The following is a 12139-nucleotide window of genomic DNA, read 5'->3' as shown; positions in this document are numbered from 1 at the left end:
GTGTTCCCCGCCCCATCGGCCGCGGCCAGCACGATCCTCGCGCGCAGCCAGTCCCGGCGAGGCACGGTCCGGGAACGGACGCGGGCGGTCAGTACCACCCGATCCGCGTCGGTCAGGGTGATCGGAGCAGCGCGACGCGACACCATCACGTCCTACCGGGCGGATCACACCACACCCGCCCCGCCACCACGCCCCCGGGGCAACCACACCCGAAGCCCCGGCCACAATCAGGCCGTGGCCGGTATCCCGGAATCGACGAAGATCTCCCTGCGTCAGCGCCTCGCTGCCCACGCGGCCAGCGAGTGGCCCGGGATCAGCCAGGTCTCCACCCGCTACCGGGGCCGGTTCGCCTACATCGACGCGACCGGCCCCGACGGAGACAACCAGCCGCTGTGCCGGCTGCGTTACGTCGGCTATGCCAACAGCTGGGGCTTCGCCATCTGGCGCGCCAGCCATGACGACTACGCCGACTCCGTCCTGATCGACGGAACCTGGACCGGCACCGCCGAAGCGGCTCTCGATCTCGCAGCCGGTCTCTACCTACCCGACGCCACCGATCACCGACGAACTAACACCGAAGACCACTAGGCGTCGATCCGGCGGCTACGGCGGGGCTACGGCGGATCGCGTCCCCGGTCGGTCGCTGGGTCAACGAAGGTGGAGACCCGCCGCGACGTCCCTGGCCGTGCTGTGAGGGGCGAGCTCGGCTACCGACCGGCGTTTCCATGGAGCCCAAGTTCGGGGGGTGGGCGTGCTCCTGCTCGACCCCTGGCGGCTCGGACACCAACCCCATCACAGCAAAACCGGTGCGATCCCATCGGCCGTGGGAGGCCAGGGTCCCCAGTTGACTGAACTACCCGGCGGCCAGGTCGGGGTCATCGGCGGGTCTGACTGTTCGGGTCTGACTCCTGCCGCCATGCGGCAGCCGGTGTCGGGCTGCCGCGGACCGCCCAGCAACAGTACCGGGCGGGACCGCCGGTGCCCGTGGGCTCGTCCCCGCAGCCGGAAGACCTGGTGTTCTTCGGCGCCGGACCTGATGACGTCGCGCACGTCGCGCACGTCGGGATCGCGATCTCTGCTATTCACGTGATCGACGCTCCTCGTGGGGGAGCCGTCATCCGCTGGAGAGTAGGGGGTGGGCTGTGGTGGAGCGAGACTCGCCGATTGAGCCGTACGAGCATGGCATGCTTGATGTCGGCGACGGGAATCTTGTCTACTGGGAGACCTGCGGTAATCCGGACGGGAAACCTGCGCTCGTCGTCCACGGTGGGCCGGGATCGGGATGCTCGATCGGTGCCCGCCGGTTTCCGCGTCTGGATCGCTACCGGGTGGTGCTGTTCGACCAGCGCGRCTGCGGACGCAGCACCCCGAACGCCGGCGACCCTGCCACTGACATGAGCTTCAACACCACGGAACACCTGCTCGCTGATATGGAACTTCTCCGCCGGCACCTCGGTATCGAAAAATGGCTTCTCTTCGGAGGGTCCTGGGGGTCCACATTGATCCTCGCCTACGCCGAACGCCACCCGGACCGAGTATCGGAGATCGTAATTCCCGGTGTCACCATGACGCGGCGCTCGGAGATCGACTGGCTCTATAATGGGGTGGCACGGTTCTTCCCCGAGGAGTGGGATCTTTTCCGTGCCGCTTCCGAGACCGAGATCGACAGCGAGGGCGGGGTTGTCAAAGCCTACGCACGCCTGATGGGAGATCCTGACCCGCAGGTACGTGTCAAGGCGGCCGACGCGTGGTGCGCCTGGGAGGACGCGGTCATCTCCTTGGAGCCGAACGGAAAGCGGAACGCCTACAGCGGCCGGCCGCTGGCAGCCCGGCTCGCGCTCGTCCGCATCTGCACGCACTACTTCTCCCACGATGCCTGGTTGGAGGAGGGCATCCTGCTGGGTAACGCGGGACGCCTGGCGGGGATACCTGGGGTTTTGATCCACGGGCGCCACGATCTGGGCGGGCCGTTCCGCACCGCGTGGGAACTCGCCCGCGCCTGGCCCGACGCCGAACTCGTCCCCATCACAGACTCGGGGCACACCGGCAGCGACACCATGCGCGGCCAGATCCACCGCGCCCTCAGCGGATTCGCCGAGCAATGACTGGACCACGCCCCTCTCCGGCCTTGGCTCAACGTACGTCCAGGTCGCCCGCGTACTCGTATTGTTGGACGCGGACGAGATCAGAGAACCTCGCGGATGGCCTCCGGGTGGTCCGCGAGAAACGCGGGAACCTGGCAGTCAAGATAGTCAACGGTGTTGACGGCGCGGTATCGCCATAAATGATCTTGATGGGCCTCTCAGGAGGCAGGGCTGATGTTCCGGGCCAGGATGACTGCATCGGCCAGGTAGGCCAGTTCGCCGGGCTGCGGGTGCCTGTCTCGACGACGGAGGAGCTCGGCGTCGGCCAGGTGAGCGGCGTACGGAGTCGTGGCCGCCGCCGCGAATGCGCGCAGCACGACGATCAAGCCGTTGCGCGTCTGCTCGGCCTGTTCCGGGGCCACGGGCAACGCCCCAGGCGTCACCGCCACCTGCGCAAGGATCAGTGCCGTCATCGCCACGTCCAGCCCCGCGGGGCCCTGGTCGGGCGTTGGCCCAGTCGATCACGACCGGCCCGACCGGCCCCATCATCACGTTGTCCGGGTGCAGGTCGAGATGCAGGAGGGCCTGACCGCCCGGCCAGGGCAGTGCGTGCAACCGGTCATGCAGAGCGGCGAGCAGCTCGCCTCCACTCTGCGGCGGAAGGTCGCCAGTGAGGAGCTTCTGCGCCATCGTCACGCCGTCGACCCGCTCCATCACCAGGTCGGGACCCGCGACGGCCCGCACCGCCGGAACGGGATAACCCAACCCGTGCAGCCGTCGCACCACCTCGGCTTCCGCTACCGCGGACCTCCCGTCGCGGTAGCGCCGCAGAACCGTGCCGGGCCCGTGGGCGAAGACGGAAGACGTCGGAGTCACGCCCCGACCCGAGCAGCTCCACAGATCCAGGATAGGCAGGGTGCGATCTTCGATGTTCCCAACCAGGCGGTCGTCGAGGGCAACCTCGCAACTCAACTGGCCTGCCTGCTCCAGCGCAGGACGACCGGCCCGTCCACGGGTTACCGACGCATCAGCAGCGGGCCGCCGAAGAGGTGCGCGCCGACCATCTCGAAGTTCGTCGTGGCCAGGGTGATGTGCCGGGCCGCGGTGTGGATGTCGCGGAAGCAGCGGTCGAGGTCGTCGCCGGAACGCAGCGCGGCGGCGCCGGCGGCGGTGTGCAGCATGGTCACCGCGGAGACGCAGTTCTCCGCGACGCTCGCCGCGGCCAGTCGGATGACACCACTGAGCTCCTCACCGCCGGTCTCCCCGTGTGCCATCGCCTGGTCGGCCGCGTCGGCGAGGACCAGTTCGGCCGCCCGGACGAGCGCGGTGGCGCGGGCGAACGTGGCGTGCACGGTCGCGCTGTCGGCGAGGGCGTGCGTCGAGCGGGCCGGGACGGTACGGCCGGCCAGCTCCCGAAAGACGTCCAGTGTCTGCTGGGCGATGCCGAGCGCGGTGGAGGCCGTGGTGAACGGCGCGAAGTCGTAGTAGGCGATCGCGTAGCCGCGGGTGCGCCGCACGGCCGGCGGGCGGCGCAGCAGCGACCCGTCGACGGAGTGGCTTTCGGGGACTACGACGTTGTCCACAGTGAAGCTCCCGCTTCCGGTGCCGCACAGGCCCAGGGAGTGCCAGTCGTCGATGAAGGACGCCGTGCTGCCGGGGATGAACAGCATGCGGATCGGGGCCGGACCGTCCTGGCCGCGCTGCCCGCCCGATGAGCCGGAAGTGCAGGGAGCGAGCACGGCGGCGCAGAGCAGCCAGTCCGCGTGTGTCGCGCCGCTGGCGAACGACCACGTCCCGCGCACGCGGTAGCCGCCCGGCACCGGCACCGCCTCGCCGGTCGGGTTGACCCCTCCGACGACGAGGCCGCGGCTGGTGCAGAACAGTCGGGCGGCGACCTTGTCGGGCAGGTAGTCGGAGAGGCGGCCGATCGCGCCCTGCACGCCCATCTGCCAGGCTGCCGACGGGTCGATCCGGGCGAGCGCCTGGAGCACTGCGGAGCCGGTGCGCAGACTGACGTTCGCACCGCTGAAGGAGTGGGAGACCCACATCCGGTGGAACTCCTGGGCCCGCAGGGCGTCCATGACAGCGGTGGGGGTGGCGCGGTCCTGCTCGGCCTGGGCCCGCTTCTCGGCGAGCAGGCCGCTGACGTTCTCGACCCGGGACAGCCATGTCCTGGTTTCGTCGGCCTGGGCCGGGGAGAGGGGTGTCATTCACCAACCGCCGTGTCGTCGCGAGCGCGGGCGACCGGCCGGGGCCGGAGGGATCCGCATCTACAACGCGATGGTAGGCACTTTTCCGCAGTCTCACGGCTGGGCGTGAGAATGTTCCGTTTCTGCGGATGCCGTTCGGCCCGTCCTCGTGCCGTGGAGACGGGGCCGGTGACCGACCTACGCCCCTTGCGGTGGCGTCCCTGCCGCCTCGCCGCCCCCACGGACGGACTCGCGTCGCGCGGCCGCCGGCAGGAATGTCGCCCGCCGTGCTGCTCGCCGCCGTGTTACTTGCCGTTACTTGCCGCCGTGCTGCTCGCCGCCGTCCGCGGCGCGTTCGACGGTGGCGACATCGATCCTGACCATGCCGAGCATCGCCCGGGTGGCGCGGGCGGCGCGGTCCGGGTCCGGGTCGCTGACCAGTTCGATCAGCCGGGTGGGAACAACCTGCCAGGACAGGCCGTAGCGGTCGGTGAGCCAGCCGCACTGGCCCTCCTTGCCGCCGTCGGTGAGACGCTCCCAGTAGTGGTCGACCTCAGCCTGGTCGGCGCAGAGGATCTGGAACGAGACGGCCTCCGAGAAGGTGAACTCCGGCCCGCCGTTGAGCGCCGTGTACTCCCGGCCGTCGAGGGTGAAGGCGACGGTCATGGCGAGCCCCTCCGGGCGGTGCGCGCCCGGCCCGTAGCGGGTGACGGCGGTGATGGCCGAGTTCGGGAACACCGAAACGTAGAAACGGGCGGCCTCCTCGCCCTCGGTGTCGAACCACAGGCAGGGAACGGTACGCGRCATTGCTGGCTCCTTGTGGTCGTCGCGGCGGCATCGCGTAAGTTCCGCAGGGGGCTCACGCATGCCCGTCCGAGGTAGGACCAGACGGTGTGCGTGAACTCATCGGTCGGTGCCGAACCTGCCGGTGTGGCTGTGCGTTGGCCGGGTGGCCAGGTGGCCGCGCGGGTGTGCTGGTGTGGCCGGGGTGGCGTCCCCGGGTCGGCGCGCGGGCGTGTCGTGCCGGTTCTGGACCAATGGGGCGGGTAGTACGGGAGAATTCGGACGTGCCGGAGAAGGCGGAGCCAGTGACGCGCAACGACCGCCCCACGGACCGTGCCGGCCTGCTGGCCGGCCGCTATCGGCTGGGGCGGATCCTCGGCAGTGGAGGAGCGGGAATCGTCCGGGAGGGCGAGGACACGCTGCTGCGCCGCCCGGTGGCGATCAAGCATGTGCGGCTGCCCCCGGTGGCGTCCGACGAGGAGCTGGCGATCGCCCGGGAACGGGTGCTGCGCGAGGCACGGGTCGCCGCCCGGCTGCGCCATCCGGGCCTCGTCGCCGTCTACGACGTGATCGAGTCCGAGGGCTCGCCGTGGATCGTCATGGAGCTGGTGGAGGGCCGCTCGCTCGCCGAGGTCATCCGCGAGGAGGGCCGCCTCGCCCCGGCGGTGGTCGCCCGGATGGGGGTGAGCCTCGCCTACGCGCTGGAGGCGGCGCACCGGTCCGGTGTCGTGCACCGGGATGTCAAGCCCGGCAACGTGCTGGTGACGCCGGAGGGGCAGCCGCGGCTCACCGACTTCGGCATCGCGGTCAGTGAGGGTGACCCGGCGCTTACCAGCACCGGCATCGTCGTCGGCTCGCCGGCCTACATCCCGCCCGAGCGGGCCCGCGGCTCGCGGGTCGCGGCGCCGGGCGATGTGTGGGGCCTGGGAGCCACGCTGTTCACGGCGGTCGAGGGTGAATCACCGTACGCCGGGGAGGGCGCGCTGGCGACGCTCGCGGCCATCGTCGAGGACCGGCGGCGTCCGTTCCGGTACGCGGGCCCGCTTGGCCCCGTCCTGGCCGAGCTGCTCAACCCGGACCCGCGGCGGCGTCCGTCGCTGTCGCAGGCTCGGGTACTGCTGCGCCGGATCGCCGACGCGGAGCCCGGCCCGGCCCGGGGCCTCGACGGGCACGAGCCGGAGCGCGTGGACCAGGAGGAGCGGGAGCGCGAGCGGGACGACGACCGGAGCCGAAACCGGAGCCGGAGCCACAAGCGGGACCTGGCCGGCGCCGACCGCCGAGACGCCGACCGCGGGGACGCCGGCCATGCGGATGTCGATTCTCGTTCCCACCCCGCCGCCTTCGCCGGTGCTGCCCAGGCCCAGGACGCGGACGTGCCGGCGGCGGAGGGGCGGGTCGAGCCACTGCTCGCGGCCACGGTCGTCGAGGCGGGCGCCGGTGCGGTGCCCGTCCGGACCGGCCGCCGGTCCTCGGCGGGCGGCCGGGGGCGCGGCCCGTCCGATCTGGCGGACCCGTTCGGCCGGTCTGGTTCGCCCGACGGGTCGGGGCGCCGGTGGAGCCGGCGGGTAACCGTGCTGGTGCTGGTCCTCGTGGCGCTGCTCGCGATCGGGGGCACGAGTCTCGGCCTGGTGCTGACCAGCGGCTCCGGCGACACGGACGGCGGAACGACCGCCCGGCCGTCCGCCACCGCGGCGCCGACGCCGGGCGCCACGGCGGGATCCGGAGGCGGCGAGGCGGCACCGACCCCCGCGGCGAGCGGGTCGGCCCCGCCGGCGACGACACCCGCCCCGGCGGGGGATGCCGTCCCCGAGCTGGACGAGATCGGCGCGGTGATCCCGAGCAGTACCGAGCCGGTGCCGGCTCCCGCCGGCCTTGCGACGCACCGCGGCGCGGCCGGCTGGTCGGTGGCCGTGCCCGGCGGCTGGCAGTACTCCCGTCGTAGCCCGACCCGCGAGCTGTTCGCCGCCCCCGGCGGGTTCCCCGAACTGCTGGTGGAGACCCAGGCGGCCGCGGGCCCGTCCGCCATCGGGGCCTGGCAGCAGCAGGAACCCTCCGTCCGGAGAAGCACCGCTGGCTACCAGCTGGTGTCGATCCGGCCGGCTGACGGCGGTGCCGGTACGACCGCGGCGATCTGGGAGTTCACGTCCACCTCGAACGGCCGCACGGTGCACACCGTGGACTACGCGGTGGTCCGCAACGGGCACGGGTACGCGCTGCGCTGGCGGATTCCCGCGGAGCAGTGGGACCCGAACTCCGAGGTCCTGCGCCAGATCATCGCCAGTTTCCGCCCGGGCCCCTGACCGGCGACGAGGCGGACCCGGCAGGTCGCGACGCGGCAGGTCGAGACCCGGCTGGCGTGAGCCGCTGGGTCGCGACCCGGCGGGCCAGCGTCCGCAGCTCCTCGCTGCTCAGCGGCTGCTTGTGGGCGGTGGCATGGTCGCGGACGAGGCCGACGATCGGCTCCAGGTCCTCGTCGGGGGCGTCGATGCCGTCGCGGTCCATCGCGTGCCGCACCGCCGCCCGTCCACTGTGCTTGCCCAGCACGAGACGGCGCGACGCGCCGACCTCGGCGGGGTCGAACGGCTCGTAGGTCGCCGGGGCGCGCAGCACGCCGTGGACGTGGATGCCGGACTCGTGGTCGAACACGGCCTCGCCGACGACGGCCTTCCCGGCGGGCACCGGGCGGCGGGCGGCGTCCGCGACGAGACGGGCCAGCGGGCGGAAGGCGGCCGGGTCCAGATCCAGCGGCAGCCGGAGGAGGTGGCGCAGGGCCATCGCGACCTCCTCCATCGGCGCGTTGCCCGCCCGCTCACCCAGCCCGGCGACGGTGGTGCTCACCCAGGTGAAGCCGGCCTGGACCGCCGCGATCGTGTTCGCGGTCGCCAGCCCGAAGTCGTCGTGGGCGTGGATCTCCCAGTCGCCGGGAACGGCATCCAGCAGCGCCCGGAGCCGGGCGTGCAGGTCGATCGGGTTCGCCACGCCGACCGTGTCGGCCCAGCGGAACCGGATCACGCCGAGCTCCCGCAGCTCCCCGGCCAGGTCGGTGACGAAGGCGTCGTCGGCGCGGGAGGCGTCCTCGAACCCGACGCTGACCCGCAGGCCGCGGTCGACGGCGGCGGCGACGCAGTCGCGGGCGCGGGCGCGGGCCCACGCCCGGTCCTTGCCGAGCTTGGTGTGCAGGTGCAGGTCCGAGGCCGGGATGGTCAGATGCGCGGCGGGGACGCCGCTGGAGACGGCGGCGTCGATGTCACGGCGGTCCGCGCGGCACCAGGCGACGACCCCGGCGCGCGGGACCATGTCGACGATGCGGCGCATGACCTCCACCTCGCCCGGCCCCATGGCCGGAATGCCGGCCTCGATCTGGTGCACGCCGGCCGCGTCGAGCGCCAGCGCGATCGCAATCTTCTCCTGCGCGGTGAAGGCGACCCCTGGAGTCTGTTCCCCGTCGCGCAGCGTGGTGTCGCAGAAGCGCACCAGCGGCGCGGATTGCGGTTCACGGGGGTGGGACGGCCTGTCACTGGTCATGATGGTCACCGGCACTTTCGGCGGCTGTGAAATACCCGAAGCAGAACTGGCGCTCCGGCCTGCCGCGCCTCCCTGGTCGGGCGGGCTGGTGGCGCCGGGGTCGTTGAGACCCTATGGTCCGCCGATTTCGCGCGAGGACCGCACGGTAGCGACAAGGTTAACAGGATAATCTCCGCGAGAGCGAGAACGTTGTCCTGCAGGATAAAAGCAAGACTGGCGTCGGGAAAAGAAAACGGTCCGATGAAGGGCATTGAGATTGATCGGCCGGTATTGGGTCGGAGGGCGGTCTGGTGAACACCGGGACGGGGGCGTCGGCGGGATTTCCGCACGGTGCGCAGTGTCACGCGTCTCGTGCAGGAAACCGAAACCGCCGGTAATGGGACCTGGATTTCGTATGCGCCGGGCCAGGGTGCTGGCCGAGGGAGCCGGGTGCTCGCTGTGAGGGCCGGGCCGGGCCGGGGCCGTGCGCGGGCTTCCAGGAACACGTCGCCTGGTCGGGTGGGGCACCAGGCGGTGACTGGTCGTCGGCGCGGACGCCCGCGGCGCCTCCCTGTCTCCCCGTGCCCCCCGTGACCTGCGGTGATCCGCTATCGTGGCAGCATCACCTCGGGCCCTATGTCACACAATCGGGGACTTAAGATAACCTTGCTTCACTTGTAGTTTGCTCGTGTGACATGGGCTGTTCCACTCCGTCCGGGCTTCTCCGCCTTCTCCGCGTCCGCGCTGGCTCGGCACCGCGAGCACCCGGCGATCATCACCGCGCAGGGCGAGCTGTCCTACCGGGAGCTGGCGTCCCGGGTCGCCGACGCCCGCGAGCAGCTCGACGGCGGCGGCGTGACGGGTGGACGGCGGCTGGTGCTGGTCGCGGCGGCCAACACGACCGACATCCTGGTCATGTACCTTGCGGCGCTGTCCGCCGGGCACGTGGTCCTGCTCGCGCCGGGCGACAACGCGATGTCGGTCGATGCCCTGGTCGAGGCCTACGACCCCGACGTGGTCGTCCGTCCCGTGGGCGCCGTGGCACGGACCGAGCGACGGCGTGTGGGCTCCGCGCACACCCTGCACCCGGAGCTGGCGCTGCTGCTGAGCACGTCCGGGTCGACAGGCTCGCCGAAGCTGGTCCGCCTGTCGTACGCGAATCTGCGGGCCAACGCGGAGTCGATCGCCGAGTACCTCGGGATCGGACCCGGTGACCGCGCCGCGACGACGCTGCCGATGTCCTACTGCTACGGACTGTCGGTCATCCACAGCCACCTGGTGCGCGGGGCCACGCTGATTCTTACGTCGATGTCAGTGGTGGACCGCGGTTTCTGGGAGTTGTTCCGCGCCGCGCGCGCCACATCGCTGGCCGCTGTTCCCTACACGTTCGACCTGCTCGACAGGGCCGGTTTCGATGGTATGGCTCTGCCGCACCTGCGCTACGTCACCCAGGCCGGGGGACGGCTGGCGCCGGACCGGGTCGCGCGCTATGCCCGGCTGGGGCAGCGCCAGGGCTGGGATCTGGTCGTGATGTACGGGCAGACGGAGGCCACCGCCCGGATGGCCTACCTGCCGCCGCACCTCGCCGTCACGCATCCGCACGCCATCGGCGTTCCGGTCCCGGGGGGATCGTTCCGGCTGGAGCCGGTGGCGGAGGACACCCGGGGCGTCGCGGACGCCGACGACGTGGGGGAACTCGTGTACTCGGGCCCCAACGTGATGATGGGCTACGCGCACACGGCGGCCGACCTCGCGCTCGGCAGGACACTGGACGAGCTGCGCACGGGGGACCTGGCTCGGCGCACCGCCGAGGGCCTGTACGAGATCGTGGGCCGGCGCACGAGGTTCGGCAAGCTTTTCGGGCTCAGGATCGATCTCCAGCACGTGGAGGACATGCTTGCCGGCCACGGGTTCCGTGGCTGCTGCGCGACGGATGACGGTGCCCTTCACGTCGTCGTGGAGGGCACGGCCCCGGACGCCGGCTCCGGCGTCGCCGGAGGCGGCCCGGTCGCCGGTGCTGACGTCGCCGCGGCGGCCTCTGTCCGGCAGCTGGTCGCGCGGACCTGCCGGCTGCCCGAGAGCGCGGTGCGGATCCACCACCGGGAGACGCTGCCCCGGCTGGCCAACGGCAAGCTCGACCTCGTCGCGGTCCAGGGCGTCGTCCGTGCCGCGGACAAGGCGGTCCCACGGCCGTCCCCGCCCCCGGGACCGGGGGAGCCATACGACGCCACCGCCACCGCCACCGCCGCCGCCGCCGCGGTGCGCAGGCTGTTCGCCGACCGGCTCGGCCGTTACGAGGGCGACATCACCGACGACAGCACCTTCGTGAGTCTCGGCGGCGACTCGCTGACCTACGTGGAGCTGTCGCTGCGGCTGGAGGAGGTCCTCGGGAACCTGCCCGCCGACTGGCCCACCACTGCCCTGCGGGACCTGGCCCCGTCCGCACGCCGTGGGCGGGCGCGGCTGGGCTCGATCGAGACGACTGTCGTCCTGCGCGCCATCGCGATCGTGCTGGTCGTCGGCACGCATGCCAACACGTTCGACGCCGTCGGCGGCATCCTCGGCGGCGCGCACCTGCTGATCGCCGTCGCCGGCTACAACTTCGCCCGGTTCCATCTGACGTCGGCGCCGCGACCGGAACGGGTGCGCGGGATGCTGCGCAGTGTCGTGCACCTGGTGGTTCCCAGCATGCTGTTCATCACCGCGCTCGTGCTGGTGATGAACGAGCACGGGTTCGCGAACATCGTGCTGCTCAACAGCGTGTTCGGGTCCGAGCAGGCCGGGCCACCGTGGGAGTTCTGGTTCATCGAGGCGCTGGTCCAGATCATGCTGGCGCTCGCCGTGCTTTTCGCCGTGCCGGCGGTGGACCTGCTACAGCGACGTTTCCCGTTCGGGCTTGCCGTGGGTGTCCTCGCGGCCGGTCTGCTCACCCGGTTCGACCTGGTGGAGCTCACACCAGGGCCGCGCGACACACAGACGTCGGTGGCCGTGCTCTGGCTGTTCGCGCTCGGCTGGGCCGCCGCGGCGGCGAGCACGGTGTGGCGACGCCTCGGCGTGACGGCGCTTGCGCTGCTGACCGTTCCGGGGTTCTTCGCCAACTCGCGCCGGGAGGACGTCATCCTCGGCGGCCTGATGCTGCTGCTCTGGGTCAGGGGCCTGCCCTGCCCGCGCCCGGTGCGCTCGCTGATCGGCCTGCTGGCCAGCAGCTCGCTCTACATCTACCTGACGCACTGGCAGGTGTTTCCCGCGCTGCAGGACGACCATCCGGTGCCCGCCCTGGTGGCCTCGCTCGCGGTAGGCCTCGTGACCTGGAAGGCGTGGACCCAGGTGACGGTTCTGCTCCGTCGACTGTTGGTGCACGTCCGGACTCCGCCGCGCGCCGTCGGTCCGCTCCGCGCGCCGGACCGCGACACCCTCGCCGAGATCCCTGCCGCGCGCCCGTCCCCGCCGGATGTGTCCCTTCCCACACTCTTGGAACCCAAGGTAAGGATCGGCTAACTTCAACACGCTGTAGCGGGTTTACGTTCCAATAACACGTCTGACCAGCTAGTGAGGTTTGCGGCAACTACTGAGAGTTGT

8 protein-coding genes and 2 pseudogenes are annotated in these 12139 nt (G+C 71.5%); 5 read left to right on the top strand and 5 right to left on the bottom strand.

Going from position 1 to position 12139, the window contains the following annotated elements; genetic code table 11:
* The 3 genes and pseudogenes from CC117_RS39260 to pip form a co-directional block, all read left to right on the top strand.
* A partial coding sequence (locus CC117_RS39260; protein WP_241830308.1) for a hypothetical protein occupies nt 1-588 on the top strand: 588 nt, incomplete at its 5' end.
* A gap of 390 nt (nt 589-978) precedes the next feature.
* Nucleotides 979-1098: pseudogene (locus CC117_RS40625) on the top strand (hydrolase Nlp/P60); the annotation flags it as partial.
* 86 nt (nt 1099-1184) lie between these two features.
* The gene (gene pip, locus CC117_RS21860; RefSeq protein ID WP_071087078.1) at nt 1185-2105 is read left to right on the top strand and encodes a prolyl aminopeptidase; all 921 of its coding nucleotides are present in this window, start codon (nt 1185-1187) and stop codon (nt 2103-2105) included.
* Between the two features lie 197 nt (nt 2106-2302).
* Here pip and CC117_RS39250 read toward each other — a convergent pair whose 3' ends face one another.
* The 4 genes and pseudogenes from CC117_RS39250 to CC117_RS21845 form a co-directional block, all read right to left on the bottom strand.
* Nucleotides 2303-2557 (bottom strand): hypothetical protein, encoded by a 255-nt coding sequence (locus CC117_RS39250; protein ID WP_071087076.1) that lies wholly within the window; start codon nt 2555-2557, stop codon nt 2303-2305.
* A gap of 76 nt (nt 2558-2633) precedes the next feature.
* Nucleotides 2634-2774: pseudogene (locus CC117_RS40620) on the bottom strand (phosphotransferase); the annotation flags it as partial.
* Between the two features lie 326 nt (nt 2775-3100).
* On the bottom strand, nt 3101-4294 hold the full coding sequence (locus CC117_RS21850; RefSeq protein ID WP_071087074.1) for an acyl-CoA dehydrogenase family protein: 1194 nt from the start codon (nt 4292-4294) through the stop codon (nt 3101-3103).
* A gap of 294 nt (nt 4295-4588) precedes the next feature.
* Nucleotides 4589-5080 carry a VOC family protein gene (locus tag CC117_RS21845; RefSeq protein WP_071087072.1) on the bottom strand — a complete coding sequence of 164 codons (492 nt, stop codon included), beginning with the start codon at nt 5078-5080 and terminating at the stop codon, nt 4589-4591.
* Nucleotides 5081-5361: 281 nt separating this feature from the next.
* Here CC117_RS21845 and CC117_RS21840 point away from each other — a divergent pair, with 281 nt between their 5' ends.
* Entirely contained in the window at nt 5362-7356 is a 1995-nt protein-coding gene (locus CC117_RS21840; RefSeq protein WP_321572629.1) for a serine/threonine-protein kinase, read from the top strand.
* Here CC117_RS21840 and nifV read toward each other — a convergent pair.
* Nucleotides 7328-8581, bottom strand: a complete 1254-nt coding sequence (nifV, locus tag CC117_RS21835) for a homocitrate synthase (protein ID WP_071087107.1) — start codon at nt 8579-8581, stop codon at nt 7328-7330. The genes CC117_RS21840 and nifV overlap by 29 nt on opposite strands.
* A 669-nt stretch (nt 8582-9250) precedes the next feature.
* On the opposite strand from nifV, the gene CC117_RS21830 reads away from it, so the two are divergent.
* Entirely contained in the window at nt 9251-12058 is a 2808-nt protein-coding gene (locus tag CC117_RS21830) for an AMP-binding protein (RefSeq protein ID WP_071087068.1), read from the top strand.
* Nucleotides 12059-12139 lie beyond the last annotated feature (81 nt).

The organism is Parafrankia colletiae (assembly GCF_001854655.1).
Taxonomy (GTDB): Bacteria; Actinomycetota; Actinomycetes; order Frankiales; family Frankiaceae; genus Parafrankia; species Parafrankia colletiae.
Note: the sequence above shows the minus strand (reverse complement) of the source record. Positions and strands in the feature narration are given on the sequence as shown.